A 21,172-nucleotide genomic window follows, 5' to 3' on the forward strand; every position below is an offset into this window, starting at 1 on the left:
GCCGCTCAGCGCGCGGGGCGGGGGCGGCGGCCGGACGGCAGGGCCGCCGCCACCCGGGCCACCCGTTCCAGGTTGCCGGGGAAGCGCGCCCAGAACCGCGCCACCCAGTCGAGGTACCACGGCACCAGGTCCGGGCCGCGCTCGCCCAGCAGCCGCAGGTGCTCCTCGCGCGGGAGGAACCACAGGGCGCCCAGCCGGGCCAGGTCCGCCGCGCCGGAGCACGGCAGGCCCGGCCCGGTGCGCAGCTGCTCCAGGAAGGCCCGCACGGCGGCCGGATCGAGCACGAAGTCGCCCCGCCCGGCGCGGCAGGTGAGCCACAGCGCCTTGGCCGCGTCGGCCGGGCGGCGGGAGAAGCCCGCCTCGTCCCAGTCGATGACGGTCAGCGGGCCGCGCGTGCCGGCGCCGCGGATCAGGTTGCGGCCGTGCAGATCGCCGTGGTGGACCACCACCGCGTCCGTACGCGTCAACCGGGCGGCCCCCGCCAGCAGTTCGCCCAGCCGGAGCTCCGCGGTCCGGGCCAGGGGCGCCCACCGTCCGGTCAGGAAGGGGGCGGCGAGGGCCCGTTCCCGTTCCCCGTCGGCCAGCCACGCCGACGCGTAGTCCCCCACGGTGTCCTCCGCGACGGCGCGCCCGGCCGCCCGCCCCGCCAGCTCGGCGAGGACCCCGGCCAGCGCGGCGGCGTGCTCCCGCGCGTCTTCGGAGGCCGCCCCGGGCACGAACGGCCGGACCACCACCAGCCGCGGCCGGCCGCCCGGGTGCAGCCCGAGGTCCAGCACCGGCGGGTACCAGGAGCAGCCGCGCAGCGCCGCGTCCACGGCGCTGACGCGGCGCAGTTCCACGGCCCGGGAGCGCTCCGGGCAGTGCACCTTCACCGACAGCTCCCGGTCCCCGTCGGCGAGCCGGTACGAGGCGTTGACGCCCCGCCCCTCCAGGGCCCCGGCGCGCCCGTCCGCGATGAGCTCCATCACCCGTGCGACGCCCGGCCCCCCGGTCGCCGCGCCGGATCCCGGGCCGCCGCCCGGCGCGCTCACGCCGCGCCGCCGTCCCCGCTCCCGGCCGCGTCCCGGTACCCGGCGTCGCACCACGCGTCGACCGCGGCCGCCATCCGGGACACCGGCTCGGAGCTGTCCAGCCGCAGCACCGGGCACGGCCGCTCGGCCAGCCAGCGGTCGTCCACGTCCCGGCTCCGGCCGGTGACCGCGCTCTCGTCCCAGCCCCGCGCCCAGTCCAGGAACTCCCGGTGCGCGCCCTCCAGCAGGCCGCCCCGCGCGATCGTGTCCCCGTACCGGACCACCTCGCGGCGCATCAGCCGGTCCATGCGGCGGTCCCCTTCCAGGGACAGGTACACGACCGCGTCGACGCGCGCGATGACCCCGTCGCCCCAGCCCCGCAGCGAGCCCGACAGGACCCACGCGTCACGCGGCACGAACAGGGCCTCCATCAGCGCCAGCCGTTCCCCGGCGGGGCGCTTGTGGGTGTAGGGCGGGGAGGTCGGCAGCCACAGGTAATCGTCCACGTCCGCGTGCGGGACGGCCCAGCGGGAGGCCAGCGCACGGCCCAGGGTGGTGGTCCCCGTACCGCTCGGCCCGGTGACCAGCAGGCGGCGCCGGCGCATGTACGGTCTCCCCTCGTCGTGCCCGGGCGCACCCGTGCGCGCCCGGCCGCCGCGCCCCGCCGCCGACCCGGCCGGGGGGCCCGTCCGCCTCCGATCCTAGGGGCCGCAGCGCGCCCGCCGGGGCGGACGGCCGGATTGCGACCGCAGACAGATCCCGCCGGCGCGGATACTGTCGCCCGCATGCCGACCGCGCTCGTGACCGGTGTCTCCCGCGGCCTGGGCGCCCACCTGTGCCGCGCGCTCAAGGCCGGCGGGTACCGCGTGCTGGGCGTGGGCCTGGCCGCGGCCGGCGGACACGACGCGCTCGACGACTACCGGCCGGTGGACCTGCGCGAGCCGCTCCCGCGGGACCTGTTCGCCGCCGAGGACGTCGACGTCCTCGTCAACAACGCCGGCGTGTACCTGGACGACCCGCGCCGGGGCTACGGCGACCTCTTCGCGCTCTCCCACGACGACCTGCGCGACACCTTCGAGGTCAACCTCTTCGGCGCGGCCCGGCTGGTCCTGCGGTACGCGCCGCAGATGCGGGCGCGGGGCGCCGGGCGGATCGTCTGCGTGTCCTCCGGCATGGGACGGCTCCAGGACGCCGACGGGGCCTCCTTCGCCTACCGCTCCTCGAAGCTGGCGGCCAACTCCCTGGTCCTCGCCGTGGCCCGGCACTTCGCGGCGGGACCGGGGGACCTGTCGGCCTTCTCCTACTGCCCCGGCTGGATCCGTACGGGCATGGGCACGTCGGCCGCCCCGCACGAACCCGCCCCGGCCGCCGCCGACCTGGTCCGGCTGCTCGGCGCGCCCGCCGGGGACTCCAACGGCCGCTTCTTCCGGGGCCTGCGGGAACTGGGCTGGGACACCCGCGGACCCTGGGTCGGGGACGGGCCCGCGCCGCCCGAGGCGCCCTTGTCACCGACCGACCCGCCGACCTAGGCTCGCGGCGGACATATCACCTGGCCGGACCGGACGGTACCGGGGGGAACCACCCCCACGCGGTTCGCCGCCACCACGCCGAGCCACCACGCCGAGCCACCACGCCGACGCCGCCCGTCCGCGCGCGGACCCACACCCCGGGGTGATGCACCGAGATGACCGCTCCCGCCGCCACGCACCACTACGTCGTCCGTTCCCCCTTCGCCCGTACCGGCCTCAGCTGCCCGCGCCCCGTCGCCGAGCACATCGACCGCCTCGCCGCCCCCTACCTGACCCTCGCCCCCGGCCCCCGGGAGCCCGGCGTGTGGCGGACCATCGCGGACGGGGCGCCCCCGGGGGAAGCCGTCGCGGAATCGGTCGCCGCCCAGGGCGAGAGCGCCGTGGACTACGCCGTCGACCATCCGCGCAAGGAGCTGTACCACCTCGCCCCCCGCGGGGAGGCGTGGGTCACCCAGTCGCTGCTGCGCGCCACGCGCGCCATCCACCGCTGCGCGGCGAGCCGTCAGGGGGTCCTGTTCCTGCACGCCGGCCTGGTCCGGCTCGGCGGCCTGGGCGTCGCCGTGGTCGGCGGGAGCCGGGCCGGGAAGACCTCGTTCGTCATGGCCGCCGTCCTCGGCGGCGCGGGCGTCATGGTCTGCAACGACGACGTCAGCCTGACCGCGGACCGGGACGGCACGGTGACCGGCGCGGGCTGGCCCCGGTCCGTCTCCGTCCGCCTCGACACGCTCGACCTGCTGTTCGGCGCGCGGCGCGCCCGGGCCGTGCGGGACTCGCTGACCCATCCGGCCAACGAGACCCTGCTCAGCCTGCGCGACGCGGGTGTGGAGCGGCACGGGACCGCCCTGATCTACCCCTGGGAGTACGCGGACCTGCTGGGAAGCGGGATCGGCAGTTCGGCCCGCGTCGACGTGATCGTCCACCTGAGCCTGGCGGACGACCCGTCGGAGGCAGACCTCGCCCCCGTGGCGGCCGCCGACCGGGCCGCGCTGCTCGACCGGCACGTCCTCGCGCTGCCCAACAAGCACCTCAACATCTTCGGCCACGAGCCCGACCCCGACCGGCTGGACCGCACCCGGCACGCCCTGACCGCACTGCCGACCTTCCGCTTCCGCTACGAGTTCCGGGACGTCCGCCGCCAGGTCGACCGGCTCGCCCGCCACCTCCACGCCCGCATCGCGACGCCGTGACGTCCCGGCCCGGGCCGGGACCCGGCCCCGGCCTCCGCCCCGGTCCCGCTCAGAGGCCGAGGCGCACGGGCCGCCGCGGAACCCCGTCGCGGAGCAGCGCCGTCAGCGGGGTCGCCAGGTCGCGCGGCGAGAAGAGGTCCGGGCCTTCGTACTCCACCACCTCCCGCAGCGGCCACCAGCGCAGACCGTGCATGTTCTCGGCGGCCAGGGCCGCGTCGTCCAGCCGTCCGCGCGGGGCGAACGGCCCGGTCCGGACCAGGAAGTAGTCGTTGACGACCCCGTCGTGCCCGCGGCTGATCCCGGGATCGAGGATCTCCTGGTGCCAGACGTGCGGCGGCGCGCCGGTGACGGCCAGGCCCACCTCCTCGTCCAACTCCCGTGCCAGGGCGCCCAGGAGGGTCTCACCCGGCTCGACACCGCCCCCGGGGGCGGCCCACACCACGAACGGCCCGGCGGGGCCCGGGAGCACGAAACGGCAGAGCAGCAGGCGGTCGGCCGGGTCCAGGACGAGCGCGCGCACCGCATGCCGGAGGTTCACCTCGGTCATCGGGCCACGGTACCCACGGATGGCGATACAGGAGTCATATCCGGACACCACGCGCCCGCGCAGCGGCCGGAATCGCGGCCTTGATCCCCCGATCACCCCTCTTCTACGGTGAGCCGCGCCCACCACCCCACCCCGACCCGCCCATCGAGAGGGGACCCGTGGTCCTGCCTTCCTTCCGTACGCACATCTCCGCCGTCCACGGCATGGACGGCTTCGACGAGGCCGAGGTGCTGGAGAAGATCCACCTGACCGACGCGGACGTCCTGATGCTGTCGGGCTCGCTCGTCGACGGCTCGGGCACCCCGTCGTCCGACTTCGACTTCTCCGTCATCGCCCCCGCGCGGGACGAGCGGTTCCACCGGGACACCTTCCCCCGCGATCAGCACATGCGGTACTACACCAGCGGCGACCGGGTGCGGGCGAGCTTCGACTACCTCCCGCACAGTTTGCTCGGCGTCGACGTCGAGTACTGGACCGCGCCCGAGATCACCGACATGCTCGCCGCGCACGGCCGCCTCTACGCCCACCTGCGCGGACGCGCCCGCAAGTCCTCCGCCTTCGCCGCCTCCGCCGTCGACTTCCGGCTGCTGTCCCGGCTGACGTACGGCGTCCCGCTGACCAACCCGGCCGCGTACGAGGAGATCACCGCCGGCCTGCGCCCGGGCGAGGTCTGCTACACCGCCTTCCGCACCGCCGTCGGCAGCTACCCCGACTTCCGCGACCTGGCGGGCATGTGGGCCCAGGGCGACCACGCGTGCGCGCTGGGCGCCGCCCGCAAACTCGGCGCCGACACCTTCCGGGGGCTCACGCACGTCCACGGCAACACCAACCGCAACCCCAAGTACCTGCCGAGGTTCCTCTCCCGGCTCCCCGAACCGCTCACCGCGCTCGCCGACCGCTACCGGCGGCTGAGCACCCTGGGACCGGCCTCGCCCGACGCCGTCGGCGCCACCGTGCTGGAATGGCTCGACCTCATCGACCTCGCCTTCGCCGCGATCCGCGCCGCCCGCGACGGCGCCGAGGCCTTCGTGGGGCGCGAGGAGTTCCTCGGAGTGCTCGGCGGCGAACTCCACCGGACGATGAGCTGGAACGCGGAGATCTCCAACGAGTACGCCTTCCGTGCCCGCGAGGCCACCGACGACGTACCCACGCTGCGCGAGCTGCTCACCGCCCTGGAGAAGCGGGCCGAAGCCGCGCACGGACTTCCGCTGCGCCAGTGGGCCGCCGCCCGCACGGCGCCCGCCGGCGAGAACACCCCATCGCACTGAGGAGTCCCACGTGTGCCGCATCTACGGCTACTTCGGGCTCGACCTCGGCGTGGACGCCCTCGACGCCGCCCGGGACGCCCAGCTCCCGGGCGGCCCCGACCAGCAGCGCCACGTCCGGGGCGAGCACTGGGGCCTCGGCTGCAACCGGCTCTCCATCCAGGACCCGGACCACGGCCGCCAGCCGTTCACCAACGCCGACGCCACCGTCCACGCCGTCTTCAACGGGGAGATCTACAACTTCCGCGCCATCAGGGAGGAACTCGCCCGGCACGGCGTCCACGTCGAGGGGGACAGCGACGGCTCCGTCCTCGTCCCCTACTACGAACTCCACGGCGACCGCTTCGTGGACCGCCTCGAAGGCATGTACGCCATCGCCCTCGTCGACCGGCGCACCGGACCGCCCCGGCTGGGGCTCTGGTGCGACCCGCTCGCCGTCAAGAGCCTCTACTACGCCGCCACCGACCGCGGCGTCGCCTTCTCCTCGGAACTCTCCGGGCTCGCCCCGCTGCTGCGCCGCCCCCCGGCCGTCGACGAACTCGCCGTCGACCACTACATGAACTGGCAGTGCCTGCCCGACGGTTCCTCCTGGTACGCCGGAGTGTCCTCACTGCGCCCCGGCGAACACCTGGTCCACGACGGCCGCGCCGCCCGGCGCGCGCTGCCCGGCGACCCGGACCCGCGCGAGGCGGACGCGTACGCCGTGGACCCGGGAGCCGCGGACGCGGAACACGGCCCGGCCCGGCTGACCGCCCTGCTGGCCGGCGAGGTCGCCCGGATGACCCTCCAGGAAGCCCCCGTCGCCGTACAGGTCTCGGGCGGGCTCGACTCCGCCGTCCTCGCCACCCTCCTGGGCCGGCTGCGCCCCGACGTCACCGGCTTCCACGTCACCCACGAGGGACGCCACGACTCCGACGAGGAGCACTACGCCCGCCGCGCCGCCGCCCACGCCGGCATCCCGCTCGACGTGGTCGAGATCCGGGAGGCCGAACTCCCCACCCTGGTACCCGAGATGGTGCGCGCGCTCGGCGCGCCCAACGCCACCCCGCACGCCCTCAGCGCCTACGTCCTGTTCCGGCGGATCGCCGGCCGCGGCCTGCGGGTCTGCTTCACCGGCGACGGCGCCGACGAGCAGTTCGGCGGCTACCGCCGCTACACCACCGCTCTCGCCGCCACCGACGGCGCCTGGCGCCGGCGCTACCTCGACCGGCTCTCGCTGGTCCCCGAAGCCGAGTACCGGGGCCTGTACACCCCCGAGTACCGGGCCCTGCTCGACGCGCGGGGGAGCAGCCGGCAGCGGTCCCTGGAACTGCTGGAGCGGCCTGCCCCCTCGCGGCTGGAACAGGTCCTCGCCTTCGACCGGCTGCACAAGCTGCCCGGGCTCAACCTGCGCAAGCTCGACCACCTCGCCATGGCGCACGCCGTCGAGGGCCGGGTGCCCTACTGCCAGCCCGCCGTCACCCGCTTCGCGCGGCGCACCCGGGACGCCTGGAAGGTCGACGGCCCGCGCCGCAAGCGGATCCTGTGGGACGCCGGAGCGCCCCTGGTGCCCGAGGCCGTCCGCACCCGAGACAAGCAGCCGTTCACCTTCCCCGTACGGGCCTTCATGGCACCCGGCACCGCACTGTGGGACTTCGCCGCCGCCACCCTGGCCCGGCCCCGCCTGTGCGCCGCCGGGTTCCTGGACGCGGCGGCCGTGCGGGCCGTCCTCACCGAGCACGGGCGCGGCCGCGACCACGCCCGCCTGCTGTGGGGTCTGATGGTCCTGGAACTCTCCCTCCCCTGACCCGTCCCACCGGAAAGGCGTCCCCCGTGCGCACCCTCCACGTCGTCACCCACCCGGAAGCCACCCACCATGTCGAGGGGCTGGTCGGGGGGTGGCACGACTCCGACCTCACCCCCACGGGCCTGCGCGAGGCCGCCGCCATCGCCCGGGCGCTGCGCGCCGCCGTCCCCGAGGGGGCGCAGGTGGAGCTGATCTCCTCGGACCTGCTGCGGACCCGGCGCACCGCCGAGGAGGTGGGCGCCCTGTTCGACGTGAAGCCCGTCCTGGACGAGCGGCTGCGCGAGAAGTCCTACGGCGAGGCCGAGGGCAGGCAGCAGGCCTGGCTGGACGAACGCTTCCTGCCGCCGCCCGCCGTGGGCGACCGGATGGAGCACCGGGAGGGGATCGAGGGAGCCGAGACCAAGGCCGACTTCGCCCGCCGGGTCTACGCGGTCATGGACGAACTCCTGGACCGCCCCCGCGAACACCAGATCGTGGTGACCCACGGCTACGCGCTGACCTTCGTCGTGGCCGCCTGGATCGGCATGCCCGCCGAGTCGCTGGGCTACGTCAACTTCCGCGCGCCCTCGGGCAGCATCACCACGCTGCGCGAGGACGATTTCTTCCACAACCGCCAGGTCGTCCGCCTCGGCGACACCGGCCACCTCGACGGCCCCGCCTGACGCCGGTCCGCCCGGCTCCGTAAGACTTCCGTCATCGCGGCGTGCCTGGTCACGGGGGACGCGGCCCCGTTGAATGGCGGGGCATACGGACGACGGGGAAGGGCGGCGGCAGTGGGTACGAAGAAGCGCGGCAGGGGACCGGTGGCGGCGGGGGCGGCCGTCGCGGCGACGGCGGCGCTGGGCGCCGGACTGTACTGGTTCCAGCCGTGGAAGCTGTGGGCGGACGACACCGTCCGCGAGGCCCTGCCCTCCGCCGCGGCCGCCCCGGTCTCCCCGGCGGGCCCGCCGTCCGCGGCCGCCGGTCCCCGTACCGTCGCCGAGGGCGCGCTGATCAGCCACGAGCACACCACGACGGGCACGGCCAAGGTGATCCGGCTCCCCGACGGCAGCCACACCCTGCGCCTGGAGGGCCTGGACACCAGCAGCGGCCCGGACCTGCGGGTCTGGCTCACGGACGCGCCGGTGAAGGAGGGCGTGGCGGGCTGGCGCGTCTTCGACGACGGCGAGCACCTCAGCCTCGGCAAGCTCAAGGGGAACAAGGGCGACCAGAACTACGCCCTGCCGGCGGGCGTGGACCCCGCCGGGTACCGCAGCGTCACGATCTGGTGCGACCGCTTCGACGTCTCCTTCGGCGCGGCGCCCCTGACCGCCGTGTGACCACGGCGGTCAGGGGGCGTCACGGTCAGACGAGGTCGAACCGGTCCAGGTTCATGACCTTGTCCCACGCGGCGACGAAGTCCTTGACGAACTTCTCCTTCGCGTCGTCGGAGGCGTAGACCTCGGCGAGCGCGCGCAGCTCGGAGTTCGAGCCGAAGACGAGGTCGGCACGGGTGCCGGTCCACTTGACCTCGCCGGTGGCGGCGTCGCGGCCCTCGAAGGTGTTCTGGTCCCCGGCGGCGGCCGACCACGTGGTGCCCAGGTCGAGCAGGTTGACGAAGAAGTCGTTCGTCAGGGTGCCGGGCGCCGTGGTCAGCACGCCGTGCCGGGACTGCTGGTGGTTGGCGCCCAGCACGCGCAGGCCGCCGACGAGGACGGTCAGCTCGGGCGCGCTCAGGTTCAGCAGGTTGGCCCGGTCGACGAGCAGGTACTCGGCGGGCAGCCGGCTGCCCTTGCCGAGGTAGTTGCGGAAGCCGTCGGCGGCGGGCTCCAGCGCGGCGAAGGACTCCACGTCGGTCTGCTCCTGCGCGGCGTCCACGCGGCCCGGGGCGAACGGGACCGTGACGGGGGAGCCCGCGTCCTTCGCGGCCTGCTCCACGGCGGCGCCGCCGGCCAGCACGATCAGGTCGGCGAGCGAGATCCGCTTCTCGCCGCTCTGGGCGGAGTTGAAGGACTCCTGGATGCCGCCCAGGGTCCGCAGCACCTGCGCGAGCTGGTCGGGCTCGTTGACCTCCCAGCCGCTCTGCGGCTGCAGGCGCACGCGCGCGCCGTTGGCGCCGCCGCGCTTGTCGCTGCCGCGGAAGGAGGCCGCGGAGGCCCAGGCGGCGGAGACCAGCTGGGACACCGACAGGTCGGAGGCCAGCACCTGCTCCTTGAGGGCGGCGACGTCGGCGGCGTCGACCGGCTCGTGCGTCAGCTCCGGCAGCGGGTCCTGCCACAGCAGGGTCTCGGCGGGCACCTCGGAGCCGAGGTAGCGCACGGCCGGTCCCATGTCGCGGTGGGTCAGCTTGAACCAGGCGCGCGCGAAGGCGTCGGCGAAGTCCGCCGGGTTCTCGTGGAAGCGCCGCGAGATCTGCTCGTACGCCGGGTCGAAGCGCAGCGAGAGGTCCGTCGTCAGCATGGTCGGCGCGTGCTTCTTCGCCGGGTCGTGGGCGTCGGGCACGGTGCCGGCGCCGGCGCCGTCCTTCGGCCGCCACTGGTTGGCGCCGGCCGGGCTCTGGAAGAGCTCCCACTCGTAGCCGAAGAGGATGTCGAAGAAGCTGTTGTCCCAGGTGATCGGGGTGTCCGTCCAGATCCCCTCCAGACCACTGGTGATCGCGTCAGCGCCCTTGCCGGTGCCGAAGGAGTTCTTCCAGCCCAGGCCCTGCTGCTCGATCGAGGCGGCCTCGGGGTCGTTGCCGACGCTGTCCGCCGGGCCCGCGCCGTGGGTCTTGCCGAAGGTGTGGCCGCCCGCGATCAGGGCGACGGTCTCCTCGTCGTTCATCGCCATCCGGCGGAAGGTCTCACGGATGTCGCGGGCCGCCGCGATCGGGTCCGGGTTGCCGTTGGGGCCTTCCGGGTTGACGTAGATGAGGCCCATCTGGACCGCGCCGAGCGGGTTCTCCAGCTCGCGGTCGCCGCTGTAGCGCTCGTCGTCGAGCCAGGTGGTCTCGGGACCCCAGTAGACGTCCTCGTCGGGCTCCCACACGTCGGCGCGGCCGCCGGCGAAGCCGAAGGTCTCGAAGCCCATCTGCTCCAGGGCGACGTTGCCGGTGAGGATCATCAGGTCGGCCCAGGACAGGCTCTGGCCGTACTTCTTCTTGACGGGCCACAGCAGGCGGCGGGCCTTGTCCAGGTTGCCGTTGTCCGGCCAGCTGTTGAGGGGCGCGAAGCGCTGCTGCCCGGCCCCGGCGCCGCCGCGGCCGTCGCTGATGCGGTAGGTGCCGGCGCTGTGCCACGCCATGCGGACCATGAACGGGCCGTAGTGGCCGAAGTCGGCGGGCCACCAGTCCTGCGAGGTGGTCAGCACCTCGGCGATGTCCTGCTTCACGGCGGGCAGGTCCAGGCTCTGGAAGGCCGCCGCGTAGTCGAACGCCTCGCCGAGCGGGTTGGCCACGGCGGGGTTCTTCGCAAGGATCTTCAGGTTCAGCCGCTCGGGCCACCACTGACGGTTGCCGCCGCCCTGGGTCGGGTGCGGGGCGCGCTCGTGTGCGACCGGGCAGCCGCCCCCACCCTCCGATTTGGCGTCTACGACGATTGCATCATGGTTCTCAGACATGGGAATCCTTCCGGACCTGGTGGATCACACAACGCTCAGGAACTGCGTGCGGGTGTAAAGGGAGGGGTCGGGCAGCGGGGCTCTCCGGAACGGTGGCGGGTCGTCTCGACTCCGTCTCCTGCCGCTCCGGAGGCTTCCTGTCTCTTGGCTATCCAGGAAACCGATCCTACGATGGACAGAATCCAAGTCAAGATGGAGACCAAGTTCCTGTCCCCTCGGATTCTGGACGCGGGCCGGTAAGCTCCGTGCATCCCGCCGAACTGAATGGGTGAGCCGACATGAGTGACCTGCTGGAGCGACTGCGAGGACGCGGCTGGCGCATGACGTCCCAGCGGCGCGTCGTCGCCGAGGTCCTCGACGGCGACCACGTCCACCTCACGGCGGACGAGGTCCACGCCAGGGCGGCGGAGCGGCTGCCCGAGATCTCCCGGGCCACCGTCTACAACGCCCTCGGCGAGCTGGTCTCCCTCGGCGAGGTCGTGGAGGTCTCCACCGACGGCCGCGCCAAGCGGTACGACCCCAACGCGCACCACGCGCACGAGCACCTGGTCTGCTCCGGCTGCGGCCTGATCCGCGACGTCCACATGACGGGCGACCCGCTGGCCCACCTCCCCGTCGACGAACGCTTCGGCTTCACCGTATCCGGGGTCCAGGTCACCTACCGCGGACTCTGCCCCGCCTGCGCCGGGGCCTGAGCGGCCCTCCAGCGCCGCGCGAGGCCCCGGCCGGACCGGGGCGGATGCCCGCCCGGGCCCTGCCCGAACTCCGCTACCCGATCTCCACCACCCGCGCCCACGCGGGCGGTGCGTCCGGCACGTAGTCGGGATCGTCCTCCCGGTAGGCGGGCGCCCGGGGGAACAGCCCCACCACCGTCCGGCACGCCGGCCGCGTCGCGGGCCACGGGGTCTGGCCGTCCGTCAGCACCACGATCACGTCCGGCCGGGCCCCCGTGCGCAGCGCCCGTGCGAAGCCCTCGCGCAGGTCCGTACCCCCGCCACCGAGCAGGGTGATCCCCTCGGCGGCGCACAGCGGGTGCGCCACCCGGGCCGCCGCGTCGCACGACACCACCGAGACCAGGTCCCGGCGGCCGCCCACGGCACGCGAGATCGCGGCGACCTCCAGCAGGGCGCTGCCCAGTTCCGCGTCGCTCACCGACGCCGAGGTGTCGATGACCACGCACACCCGGGGCGGCCTGCGCCGCAGGCTGGGCAGGACGGCGCCGGGCACCCCCGCCGAACGCCGCGACGGGCGGCCGTAGCTGTAGTCCTCGCCCGCCCCGGAACCGGCGGCCGCCGACCGGACCGCGGCCCCCAGCAGCGCCCGCCAGGGCTGCGGCGGATGGAACGCCTCGCGCGCCCACCGCTGCCACGCCCGGGGCGCGTCGCCGGGGCGGCCGGCGATGCCCTGGGCGACCCGGAAGCGGACCGCGTCCTTCTCCTGCTCCGTGAGGCCGTCCGCGCCGTCCGGCCCCAGGTCCCATTCCCGTTCCAGCCCGTCGGAGCCGCTGCCGCAGTCCAGCCAGCCCAGATGGGTGGTGGCCGCCCCCAGCGTGAAGCGGGGCAGGTACTCCTCCATCAGCAGGCCGGGCGGCAGTCCGAGGTCGCCGGGCAGGAGGGCCCCCTCGGGCCGGGTCAGACCGTCGCCGAAGGCGTCGTCGTTGATCTCGAAGTCCGCGGCGATGTTCATCCGCAGCCGGTCCCCCGCGGAGGTCAGCCCCTGCTGCCGGGCCAGCCGCTCCCCGCGCCCGTGGTGGTCGCGCAACAGGTGCGACACCTCGTGGACCCACACCCCGGCCAGTTCCTCCACCGGCGTGCGGTCCACGAACCCGGGCGAGACGTAGCAGCGCCAGTGGCGGTCGACGGCCATCGTGGGCACCCGCCGCGACGCGACGGCGTGCAGCGCGAACAGGGCCGTGGCCAGGTACGGCCGGGCCCGGGCCGCGTGCAGCCGGGCGGCGAAGAGCTTGCCGGTGTCCAGCTCCGCGGCGGCACTCCCGCTCATGCGGACGCCCCCGCGCCGGCCCGGGCCGCGACCCGGTCCGCCGCCCGGTCCGCGCGCCGCGACACGCTCACCGCCCCCGCCAGCCGCTCGATCGCCTCCGGCACCTCCCAGTCCTCCCGGCGCAGCGAGGCCAGGGTGGTGGCGGGGACCACCACCAGGTCCGGGGCGCCCGTCTCCAGCGCCCGGACCAGCAGCGCCCACGCCGCGTCCCAGCGGGACTTCTCCGGGCGGGCCCGTACCGCGGCCACGACCCCGTCCAGCGCGGCCTGGCGCAGGTCACCCCGCTGCGGCAGTTCGCCGCCGGCCGGATCCGCCAGCAGCGTCTCGGGGTCCGGCAGGTCCATCCGGTCCAGCCAGGCCAGCAGTTCGAGCCCCGGGCCGTCCCCGACGGTGCCCCGCACCAGCAGCGAGAGCACCTCCCGGGAGGAGCCGGCGGCGGTCGCGAAGGCGGTGAGGCACAGGGCCATCTCCCAGCTGCGCGGCGACGGCCACGGACCGCCCCGGCGGGCTTCGCCGCCGGGCAGCAGGTGGACGAGCGTCGGCCGGGCGGCGAGCAGCCCGCACACCGCGCGCCGCCCGAACGCGACGGCCTCCGGCAGCCGTCCGGGGTCCAGTTCGGGCAGGGTGGCGCGGGGCCAGGTCCCGCCGAGGCCGCGTACGACGACCTCGTGGTCGTGCGTCCACTGGAGGTGGACGAACCGGTTGGCCAGGGGAGGGCTCAGCTCCCAGCCGTCGGCCGCCGAGGAGCGGGGGTTGGCGGCGGCCACGATCCGCACCCCGGACGGCAGCCGCAGCGAGCCGATCCGCCGCTCCAGCACGAGGCGGAGCAGGGCGGCCTGCACGGCGGGCGGGGCGGTGGACAGCTCGTCCAGGAACAGCAGCCCCCGGCCCGCCCGCACCAGGCGCACGGCCCAGTCCGGCGGGGCCATCGGCACGCCCTGCTCGGCGGGATCGTCCCCGATGACGGGCAGTCCGGAGAAGTCGGACGGCTCGTGGACGCTGGCGATGACCGTGGTCAGGGGAAGGTCCAGCGCGGTGGCGAGCTGGGTCAGCGCGGCGCTCTTCCCGATCCCCGGTTCGCCCCACAGGAGCACCGGCAGGTCGGCGGCCACGGCCAGGGTCAGGGCTTCCAGCTGTGCGTCGGGACGCGGTTCGGTGGTGCTCTCGCGCAGCAGGGCCAGCAGGTCCGTGGCGACGTCGAGCCGGGAGGGCGGGGCGGCTGCGCGCGCGCCGCCGGGGGCGGGGACGGGCGAAGAGGGCGCGGAGGGCACGGAGGGCACGGAAGACATGGGTGATCACCTTGGGGTTCGAGGGGGCGAAAGGCAGGGGGGATCCGGTCCGGCGCGGGCCGGGCGCGGGGGAGGTCAGGGCGGAGGGGGAGCCGGGCAGGTCAGCGGGTGGCCGCGGGCCGCGCGGGACGGGGGCGCCGGGGGCGGGCGGGCACCGGACCGAGCCGCCGGCCCGGCCCGCGCCCGATCAGCCCCGCCCGGAACATCCCGTACGTGACGCGCCGCGCCGCGGCCGCTGCCAGCTCGTCGCGCAGGGCGCCCTCGCGGAGCACCGCGGCTGGCCCGAGGAGGCCCTCGACGACGGCCAGCGCACCGGCGGTGTCCCCGTGGACGAGGCGTTCGCGGACCCCGGAGAGGCAGTCGGGACGCCGGTGCGCCTCGTCGATGGCCCGCAGACAGGGCAGGGGAGGGCCGCCCAGCGCGACCAATAGGTCCTCGCGCCGGAGCTCGCCCGGGTCGTGGTCCAGCGGGACCAGCACCCCGTCCACCAGGCCGATCCGGTGCACGGCCCCCCGGCACTCCACGAGCCGCGGCCCGCCCGGCGGGTCCGGGGGCGGCGCGGCCGCGGCCGGATGGTCCGGAGCCAGGGCGCGGGCGACCAGCGGGTGCAGCCGGCCGGCCGTGATCAGGCCGCCGCGCAGCAGTTCGAGGTCGGGCGGCACCCGGGTCGCCGCATCGGGCAGCACGGGCAGGCCCGCCACGGCCCCGTCCGCCACCGCCCCGTCCGCCACGACGGCGGTCCGCGCCGGACGCCCGGGCCCGTCCGCCCCCACCTCCAGGACCAGCCGGTGCCCGGTCCCGTACCGCACGGCGACCCGGCCCTCGGGCCGCCCCGCGTCGGCGCGGAGCAGGAGCTCCGCCTCCGCCGCCCAGCGGTCCACGGCCCAGCCGCCCCCGGGCGGCCCGGCCCCCGCCGGGAGGCCGTCCACGAGGGCGCGGGCACCGGCGCCGGGCGGCCCGCCGGCCCCGGAGCGCTCGCGCAGCTCGTCGCTGCGGCGCGCGTCCCACAGGTGGCGATGCAGGTCGAAGCGGTGGCGCCGGTCCGGACGCGGATGCGGGTGGCGGAGGTCGGCGGGCCCGGGGCGGGAGCGGTCCCACAGCGCGAGTTCGAACCGCTGCCCGGAGTCCGCCCACGCCGGCGGGGTGCGGACCACGAGGTGGACCGGGCCCGAGCCGTCGTACCCGGCTCCCTCGTACCGGGCCAGGGCGAGGGTCAGCCCCGGCCGCAGCAGCCCGTCGGGGGCCACCCTCGGCAGGTGCCAGCGCAGCAGGTCGGGAGCCAGGTGACGCAGGTCTGAGCGGACCCGCGAGGCGAGTTCGCGGCCGTGGGTGCGCGCCACCGTACGCAGGTCGAAGCCGACGTCGACACCGGAGGCGGCGCAGGCCGCCGACCAGTCCCCGCCGTGGCGGCGGGCGGTGGCGGTCTCGATCATGGAGGGCGGCACGGCGAACTCGCGGACGCGCAGCCAGAGGGAAAGGCGGGAATCGCCGTTCGCGGGGTGAGGGAGCATCAGCGCTCACCTTGCGCGGACGGGACCCCCGATCTGTGAATGCGGTGAGTGGTCATCGCGGTGATCATAGGGGCGGCGAGCGGCTCCCGCCACGGATTAACCGGCGCACCCGTCCGGTCCGGCCCGCGGCGGGGCACGGGTGTGATGCCGCCCAATCCGGCCAACCCGTACGGACGCGGACTCCGGTCCGCCGACGGCCTCCCCGCCCCCGCGCCGCCCCCTCCCCGCCCCCGCCCCGGCGGCCCCCGGCGGCCTCCGGCCGCCGGCACGGAGACCGCGGGCCCGGCCGTCCGCTCCCGCGGAGCGGGCCCACGAGGGCTACGGAAACAGCCAAAGCGCCCCGGGCGGTGCCCGGGAGGCCTGTGTACCCTTCGCCGCGTGACGGTCTGTCACACGGGGCGGGGATGGGGCGAGGGGCGGGACGTGAGCGGGGTAGTGATCCACCTGCCGCGGGGGAGCGGCGACGCGGTGACCCTGCGGCTCGGGCCGGGGGAAACGGCGCGCTTCGGGCGGGGCTCGGAAACGACGCCGGTCGAACTGCTCCTCGTCGACGCGGCGATCTCCCGGCTGGCGGGGGAGATCAGGGTGACCGACGACCACTGGCAGCTCAGCAACCACAGCGCGACCCAGACCTACCTGGTGGAGAACCCGGAGGGCGCGGGCGAGTACCTGAGGGTGCCGCCGAGACGGGCCGGGGCGCCCATCCCCTTCGAGTTCTCCCGCGTCGTGCTGCCCACCCGCGGCGACACGACCGTCTCCTTCCAGGTGTTCGCGCCGGACCACGTCTACCTGGACCCGGAGGGCGCCGGCGGCCCCTGGGGGAGCCGCACCCTGACCGCGTACTCCCTCGACGAGACCGCCATCTACTTCCTGGTGCTGGTCGCCCTCTGCGAACCGCGGCTGCGCGACGAGTCGCCCGTCGCCGTGCCGACCACCCCCGAGATCGTCGAACGGCTCGGCGCCGTCCCCGGCTGCGCGCAGCTGACGGCCCGCGCGGTCAGCTCCCACATCGACTACCTCGCCGACGAGAAGATGCGGATCAGCGTCCCCGCCGACACCGGAACCGGCCGCGGCCCCCGGCGCAACGGCAAGCGCGAGTCGCTCGTCGGCCTCTCGCTGCGCTTCGGCCTCGTGCGCGAGGAGCACCTCGCGCTGCTGCCGCCCCGGGCCCGAGGAGCAGAGGGTGCAGCGCCCGGCCGACGCCTCGGGAGGTGACCGCCTCGCCGGTCTCCCGCCGGGCCACCACGTCGGCCGCTGGGAGGTCACCGGACCGATCGGGGCCGGCGGCTGGGGCACCGTCCACGCGGCCCGCCCCGCCGACGGGGACGCGGGGGCCGGTCCCCGGGACGTCGCCCTCAAACTGCTGCCCACTGGCGGACTCGGCCCGCTCCAGGCCCGCCGGGTGGCGGAGTCCGCCCGCCGCGAGGCCGAACTCGGGCGCCGGGCCCCGCACCCGAGGCTGATCCGGCTGCTGGACTCCTTCGTCCTGAGCGAACCGGACCACCCGCACCTCGACGGCGCGATCGTGCTGGTCATGGAACGGGCCGAGCACAGCCTGCGCGACCTGCTCGGATCCGCCCTCCCCGCAGCCGAGGGCGCCCGGCTGATCGAGGAGATCTGCGAGGGCCTGGCCCACCTGCACCGCAGCGGCTGGGTGCACGGGGACCTCACACCGGACAACGTCCTGATCATGGCGGACGGTTCGGTCAGGCTGGCCGACTTCGGGCTGGCCGCCGAACTGACCGGCACGCACGGCACCCACGGGTACGCGCCCCCGATGGGCACCCCGGACTACCTCCCGCCCGAGCGCTGGCGGGCCCCGCTCGGCGAGCTCGGCGTACGGGTCCGGCCCAGCGCCGACGTCTGGGCGCTCGGCGTCCTGGTCCACGAGGTGTTCGCGGGCGGCGCCGCGCCCTTCCCGGGTGCCACCGCGCTCTCGCGCCAAGCCGCCGTCCAGGAGTACGCCGACGGCCGCGTCCCGCTGCGCATGGACCACGCCGTCCCGCCGTTCTGGCGGGAGCTGGCAGCCGACTGCCTGGCTCCGACCCACGCCGCGCGCGCCCCGCACACCGCCGAGAGCCTCCTCGCCCGCATCGCGGCCCGGCCGGACCGGGCGGCGGCGGAGGGGGTGGGTGCGGCGCCGCCGGGTCCGGCGGGGCGGCCGGTGACGGCCCGGCGCCGCACGGCCCGCGCCGCCCTCGCGGCGGTTGCCGCGTGCGGGGCGGCGGCGGGCCTGTGGTCGTACGCCGTCCCGGGCGGTGCGGCGGGCGGGGCCGCGGGCGGGGAGCCCGGAGCGGGCGCCCGGGCCCCGGGCCGGATCAGGGTGTTCAACGCCGAGAAGAGCTGCCGCGAGCCCGGCGCCCGCGAGGCGCAGTGCAGTCTCGGCCTCGCGGTCGACCCCCTCAAGGCGTACGCCCCCGACAACGTCGTCCCCACCCGGGTCTGGCACGGAGAGGTCCTCGCCGTCGACTGCCTGCTGCCCCGGGGGATGCCCATCGTCGACGAATCGGACGCCGTCTCGCTGGAGTGGTACCGCGTCCGGCTGCCCGAGGGCGCCGCCCGCGCCACGGCCTGGCTGCCGGCCGTCCGTACGAAGGACCGCCCGGCCGTACCCGAGTGCCCGCGCCCCACCGCCACCGGACACTGACGGGCCGACGGCCCGCGGGCGGCCCGGCGGGAGTTCCCCGAGTCTGCCCGGCGGCGCCCGGCACCGCACTCCGGAGCGTTCCGGATGCCCGCGCCCCGTACGCCGCCGCTAGCTTGCGGTCTGCCCGTCCTCCCCCACGGCAGGAAGAGACCCCGGCAGATGCGTACCACGCGAACGACCCCGCCCGGCAGGGCTCTTGCCCTCGCCTCCCTCGCGCCCCTGGCCTCCCTCGCCCTGCTGGCGGCGGGCACCTCCGCGACGGCGGCCCCGGCCCGCCCGGCCGACGCCGTCCAGAGCTTCCGCAACCAGGCGACCGACCGCTGCATCGACGACACCTCCAACGGGTTCCGCACCTGGAGCTGCAACGGCAGCGGTCCGCAGCAGTGGAACGTGCACGTCTGGGGCGACGGCACCCGGCAGCTGCGCAGCGTCAACACGGGCCGCTGCGTCGAGGACACCGACAACGGCTTCCGCACCGTCGGGACCTGCAACTCCAGCCCCGAACAGAGCTGGTGGGTGAAGGTCTGGGGCGACGGCAGCGTCCGCCTCCAGAACCAGGCCACCGGACGCTGCATCGACGACAGCTCCCTGGGCTTCCGGACCTGGGCGTGCAACGACACCCCGTTCCAGAGCTGGTTCTGACACCCCCCCCCGCGACGAAGGAGCAGACAGGTGCGTGGCGCAGCCGCAACACCCCCACGGCCAGGAGCGGGACGACGTACGAGAGGGCGGATCGCGGTGCTCCTGGCCCTGGCCGCCGTGACCGCCCTGGCCCGGCCGGCCTGGGCCCGGGAGGCGCCGGTCGTGCCGGGTCCGCTCGGGCATCCCGCGACCGCCGAGATGTTCTGCGCGATACCCGCCGAACGGGACATCGCCGTCACCCGCACGGTGTACGAGGTCGGCCAGCGGCGCGGAGTCTCCGAGAAGGTGATGCTCGCCGGATTCGAGACCGGCTGGGTCGAATCCCGCATGAACAACCTGAACTGCGGTGACCGCGACTCGCTGGGCGTGTTCCAGCAGCGCCCCTCGCAGGGCTGGGGATCGCCGGAGCAGATCATGGACGTCGACTACGCGGCGAACAAGTTCTTCGAAGTGGCCCAGCAGATGGAGCCCGGCATGGAGGGCGCCAGCGCCGGCGAACTCGCGCAGGCCGTCCAGCGCTCCGCCTACCCGGAGCGCTACCCCCAGGCGGAGGGCGTCGCCCGGCAGATGCGGGACGAGGCCTTCTGGCCGTACGGCTCGATCGGAGCCAAGTACGGCGCCCTGGGCGGCCCCGACGGCCCCCTGGGCCCGCCGGTCCGCGCCGAGGAGGACGCCATGCTCGGCGGGCGGTTCCAGGCGTTCCGCAACGGGATCGTGATCTGGCGTCCGGATGCGGCGTTCGCGGTGTACGGGGAGATCCTGGCGCGGTTCTGGGCGACGGACGCGGAGCGGCGGTGGGGGTTCCCGACGATGGACGAGGCGGAGGCGGGTCTGTCGCCGGGTGGCAGCCGGGGGCGGTACCAGTTGTTCGAGCGGGGGTTGTTCCTGTGGTCGCAGCAGACGGGTGCGCATGTGGTGCACGGGGCGATCCAGGACGCGTTCCGCTCCAACGGCAATGAGCGTGCGCTCGGTTATCCGGTGACGGACGAGGCGGACGAGGGCGGCGACGGCAAGGTCCAGAAGTTCCAGAACGCGACGATCCACTGGAACCCCTCCCGGGGCACCTGGATCACCACCAACTGACCGGGAGGCAGCCATGAGAGCGCCGAACCTCCAGCGCGTGATCGGGGCGGCGGCACTGGCCCTGGCCGCCCTGGCGATGTCCCTCTCCGCACCGCAGACGGCGAGCGCCGCCGTGCCCGCCGGATCCGGTGCGGCCATCGCGTCCGGTGCGGCCATCGCGTCCGGTGCGATGATCGGCCGGGGCGAGGTGATGGACCGGGCCTGGTCGTGGATCGCGGAACAGGTGCCGTACGGCCAGAGCGGCTGTCACGAGAACCGGTTCGGCTGCTACCGGCCGGACTGCTCCGGATACGTCTCGATGGCCTGGAACCTCGACTCGTCCCTGACCACCTGGACCCTGTGGAACGTCACCTCCGACATACCCGTCGGCGAACTCCAGCCGGGCGACGCCCTGTTGCGCGACTCGGGAGGTACGGACCACGTCGCGCTCTTCGTCCGCTGGGCCGACGAGGCGCACACGCGGCCGGTGGTGCGCGAGACGTACGACTTCGGACACGTCCCCGAGGAACGGGTCTGGAACGACGGACTGCGGGGGTTCACCCCCCGCCGCTACGACCAGCTGGACGACCTGATGCCCTACGGCTCGATCGGCGCGAAGTACGACTCCCTCGGCGGCGTCGGCGGCCCCCTGGGGCCGCCCGTGTCCGGCGAACGCGATTCGATGATGGGCGGGCGGTTCCAGGCGTTCCGCAACGGGATCGTGATCTGGCGTCCGGATGCGGCGTTCGCGGTGTACGGGGAGATCCTGGCGCGGTTCTGGGCGACGGACGCGGAGCGGCGGTGGGGGTTCCCGACGATGGACGAGGCGGAGGCGGGTCTGTCGCCGGGTGGCAGCCGGGGGCGGTACCAGTTGTTCGAGCGGGGGTTGTTCCTGTGGTCGCAGCAGACGGGTGCGCATGTGGTGCACGGGGCGATCCAGGACGCGTTCCGCTCCAACGGCAATGAGCGTTCGCTCGGTTATCCGGTGACGGACGAGGCGGACGAGGGCGGCGACGGCAAGGTCCAGAAGTTCCAGAACGCGACGATCCACTGGAACCCCTCCCGGGGCACCTGGATCACCACCGGCTGATGGCCGGCAGATGACCGACCGATGGAGGAA

Annotated in this window: 19 protein-coding genes; 12 read left to right on the plus strand and 7 right to left on the minus strand. The window is 75.2% G+C overall.

From position 1 onward, the window contains the following. Positions 1-5: 5 nt before the first annotated feature. Both ACGFXC_RS02805 and ACGFXC_RS02810 read right to left on the minus strand, forming a co-directional pair. The gene (locus tag ACGFXC_RS02805; RefSeq protein ID WP_393708781.1) at positions 6-965 is read right to left on the minus strand and encodes a phosphotransferase; all 960 of its coding nucleotides are present in this window, start codon (positions 963-965) and stop codon (positions 6-8) included. 62 nt (positions 966-1,027) lie between these two features. Next, positions 1,028-1,615 carry a hypothetical protein gene (locus tag ACGFXC_RS02810; protein WP_393708783.1) on the minus strand — a complete coding sequence of 196 codons (588 nt, stop codon included), beginning with the start codon at positions 1,613-1,615 and terminating at the stop codon, positions 1,028-1,030. A 180-nt stretch (positions 1,616-1,795) separates the two neighbouring features. Here ACGFXC_RS02810 and ACGFXC_RS02815 point away from each other — a divergent pair, with 180 nt between their 5' ends. Both ACGFXC_RS02815 and ACGFXC_RS02820 read left to right on the plus strand, forming a co-directional pair. Further along, positions 1,796-2,539 (plus strand): SDR family NAD(P)-dependent oxidoreductase, encoded by a 744-nt coding sequence (locus ACGFXC_RS02815; protein ID WP_393708785.1) that lies wholly within the window; start codon positions 1,796-1,798, stop codon positions 2,537-2,539. 155 nt (positions 2,540-2,694) lie between these two features. Continuing rightward, positions 2,695-3,726 (plus strand): hypothetical protein, encoded by a 1,032-nt coding sequence (locus tag ACGFXC_RS02820; protein ID WP_393708787.1) that lies wholly within the window; start codon positions 2,695-2,697, stop codon positions 3,724-3,726. Positions 3,727-3,775: 49 nt separating this feature from the next. Here ACGFXC_RS02820 and ACGFXC_RS02825 read toward each other — a convergent pair whose 3' ends face one another. Continuing rightward, on the minus strand, positions 3,776-4,273 hold the full coding sequence (locus tag ACGFXC_RS02825; RefSeq protein ID WP_393708789.1) for an NUDIX domain-containing protein: 498 nt from the start codon (positions 4,271-4,273) through the stop codon (positions 3,776-3,778). A gap of 158 nt (positions 4,274-4,431) precedes the next feature. On the opposite strand from ACGFXC_RS02825, the gene ACGFXC_RS02830 reads away from it, so the two are divergent. The 4 genes from ACGFXC_RS02830 to ACGFXC_RS02845 all read left to right on the plus strand — a co-directional run bounded on the left by ACGFXC_RS02830 (position 4,432) and on the right by ACGFXC_RS02845 (position 8,643). Beyond that, positions 4,432-5,541: a hypothetical protein gene (locus tag ACGFXC_RS02830; protein WP_393708791.1), complete on the plus strand. Its 1,110-nt coding sequence runs from the start codon at positions 4,432-4,434 to the stop codon at positions 5,539-5,541. A 10-nt stretch (positions 5,542-5,551) separates the two neighbouring features. Then, positions 5,552-7,324 (plus strand): asparagine synthase (glutamine-hydrolyzing), encoded by a 1,773-nt coding sequence (gene asnB / locus ACGFXC_RS02835; protein WP_393708793.1) that lies wholly within the window; start codon positions 5,552-5,554, stop codon positions 7,322-7,324. Between the two features lie 26 nt (positions 7,325-7,350). Beyond that, positions 7,351-7,986: a histidine phosphatase family protein gene (locus tag ACGFXC_RS02840; protein ID WP_393708795.1), complete on the plus strand. Its 636-nt coding sequence runs from the start codon at positions 7,351-7,353 to the stop codon at positions 7,984-7,986. A 111-nt stretch (positions 7,987-8,097) separates the two neighbouring features. Then, positions 8,098-8,643, plus strand: coding sequence for a DM13 domain-containing protein (locus ACGFXC_RS02845; RefSeq protein ID WP_393708797.1), 546 nt, complete (start codon positions 8,098-8,100; stop codon positions 8,641-8,643). Between the two features lie 25 nt (positions 8,644-8,668). On the opposite strand, the gene katG is transcribed toward ACGFXC_RS02845, so the two are convergent. Next, a complete protein-coding gene (katG, locus tag ACGFXC_RS02850) occupies positions 8,669-10,900 on the minus strand; it encodes a catalase/peroxidase HPI (RefSeq protein ID WP_393708799.1) in 2,232 nt (743 codons plus the stop codon). Between the two features lie 278 nt (positions 10,901-11,178). Here katG and ACGFXC_RS02855 point away from each other — a divergent pair, with 278 nt between their 5' ends. After that, complete coding sequence (locus ACGFXC_RS02855; RefSeq protein WP_393708801.1) at positions 11,179-11,595, plus strand: Fur family transcriptional regulator; 417 nt, start codon at positions 11,179-11,181, stop codon at positions 11,593-11,595. Between the two features lie 73 nt (positions 11,596-11,668). Here ACGFXC_RS02855 and ACGFXC_RS02860 read toward each other — a convergent pair whose 3' ends face one another. From ACGFXC_RS02860 to ACGFXC_RS02870, 3 genes are all read right to left on the minus strand, one after another. Then, complete coding sequence (locus tag ACGFXC_RS02860; RefSeq protein ID WP_393708803.1) at positions 11,669-12,901, minus strand: VWA-like domain-containing protein; 1,233 nt, start codon at positions 12,899-12,901, stop codon at positions 11,669-11,671. Then, positions 12,898-14,190, minus strand: coding sequence for an AAA family ATPase (locus ACGFXC_RS02865; RefSeq protein WP_393708805.1), 1,293 nt, complete (start codon positions 14,188-14,190; stop codon positions 12,898-12,900). The genes ACGFXC_RS02860 and ACGFXC_RS02865 overlap by 4 nt, the downstream gene beginning before the upstream one ends. Positions 14,191-14,291: 101 nt before the next feature. Continuing rightward, a complete protein-coding gene (locus tag ACGFXC_RS02870) occupies positions 14,292-15,701 on the minus strand; it encodes a hypothetical protein (protein ID WP_393708807.1) in 1,410 nt (469 codons plus the stop codon). A 423-nt stretch (positions 15,702-16,124) separates the two neighbouring features. Between ACGFXC_RS02870 and ACGFXC_RS02875 the strand changes: the two genes are divergently transcribed. The 5 genes from ACGFXC_RS02875 to ACGFXC_RS02895 all read left to right on the plus strand — a co-directional run bounded on the left by ACGFXC_RS02875 (position 16,125) and on the right by ACGFXC_RS02895 (position 21,142). Further along, complete coding sequence (locus tag ACGFXC_RS02875) at positions 16,125-16,916, plus strand: serine/threonine protein kinase (protein ID WP_393708809.1); 792 nt, start codon at positions 16,125-16,127, stop codon at positions 16,914-16,916. Continuing rightward, a complete protein-coding gene (locus tag ACGFXC_RS02880) occupies positions 16,885-18,348 on the plus strand; it encodes a serine/threonine-protein kinase (protein WP_393708811.1) in 1,464 nt (487 codons plus the stop codon). The genes ACGFXC_RS02875 and ACGFXC_RS02880 overlap by 32 nt, the downstream gene beginning before the upstream one ends. A 159-nt stretch (positions 18,349-18,507) precedes the next feature. After that, a complete protein-coding gene (locus ACGFXC_RS02885) occupies positions 18,508-18,990 on the plus strand; it encodes an RICIN domain-containing protein (protein WP_393708812.1) in 483 nt (160 codons plus the stop codon). A 96-nt stretch (positions 18,991-19,086) separates the two neighbouring features. Further along, entirely contained in the window at positions 19,087-20,073 is a 987-nt protein-coding gene (locus ACGFXC_RS02890; RefSeq protein WP_393708814.1) for an LGFP repeat-containing protein, read from the plus strand. Positions 20,074-20,086: 13 nt separating this feature from the next. After that, positions 20,087-21,142, plus strand: coding sequence for an LGFP repeat-containing protein (locus ACGFXC_RS02895; RefSeq protein WP_393708816.1), 1,056 nt, complete (start codon positions 20,087-20,089; stop codon positions 21,140-21,142). Positions 21,143-21,172: the final 30 nt, after the last annotated feature.

This window comes from Streptomyces sp. NPDC048507 (genome assembly GCF_043199995.1).
GTDB lineage: Bacteria > Actinomycetota > Actinomycetes > Streptomycetales > Streptomycetaceae > Streptomyces.

What these genes read in the sequence shown, in the direction of transcription:
- ACGFXC_RS02805 (WP_393708781.1), bottom strand. Translation starts at nt 965, where the DNA reads ATGGAGCTCATCGCGGACGGGCGCGCCGGGGCCCTGGAGGGGCGGGGC.
- ACGFXC_RS02810 (WP_393708783.1), bottom strand. Translation starts at nt 1,615, where the DNA reads ATGCGCCGGCGCCGCCTGCTGGTCACCGGGCCGAGCGGTACGGGGACC.
- ACGFXC_RS02815 (WP_393708785.1), top strand. Translation starts at nt 1,796, where the DNA reads ATGCCGACCGCGCTCGTGACCGGTGTCTCCCGCGGCCTGGGCGCCCAC.
- ACGFXC_RS02820 (WP_393708787.1), top strand. Translation starts at nt 2,695, where the DNA reads ATGACCGCTCCCGCCGCCACGCACCACTACGTCGTCCGTTCCCCCTTC.
- ACGFXC_RS02825 (WP_393708789.1), bottom strand. Translation starts at nt 4,273, where the DNA reads ATGACCGAGGTGAACCTCCGGCATGCGGTGCGCGCGCTCGTCCTGGAC.
- katG (WP_393708799.1), bottom strand. Translation starts at nt 10,900, where the DNA reads ATGTCTGAGAACCATGATGCAATCGTCGTAGACGCCAAATCGGAGGGT.
- ACGFXC_RS02855 (WP_393708801.1), top strand. Translation starts at nt 11,179, where the DNA reads ATGAGTGACCTGCTGGAGCGACTGCGAGGACGCGGCTGGCGCATGACG.
- ACGFXC_RS02860 (WP_393708803.1), bottom strand. Translation starts at nt 12,901, where the DNA reads ATGAGCGGGAGTGCCGCCGCGGAGCTGGACACCGGCAAGCTCTTCGCC.
- ACGFXC_RS02865 (WP_393708805.1), bottom strand. Translation starts at nt 14,190, where the DNA reads ATGTCTTCCGTGCCCTCCGTGCCCTCCGCGCCCTCTTCGCCCGTCCCC.
- ACGFXC_RS02870 (WP_393708807.1), bottom strand. Translation starts at nt 15,701, where the DNA reads ATGCTCCCTCACCCCGCGAACGGCGATTCCCGCCTTTCCCTCTGGCTG.
- ACGFXC_RS02885 (WP_393708812.1), top strand. Translation starts at nt 18,508, where the DNA reads ATGCGTACCACGCGAACGACCCCGCCCGGCAGGGCTCTTGCCCTCGCC.
- ACGFXC_RS02895 (WP_393708816.1), top strand. Translation starts at nt 20,087, where the DNA reads ATGAGAGCGCCGAACCTCCAGCGCGTGATCGGGGCGGCGGCACTGGCC.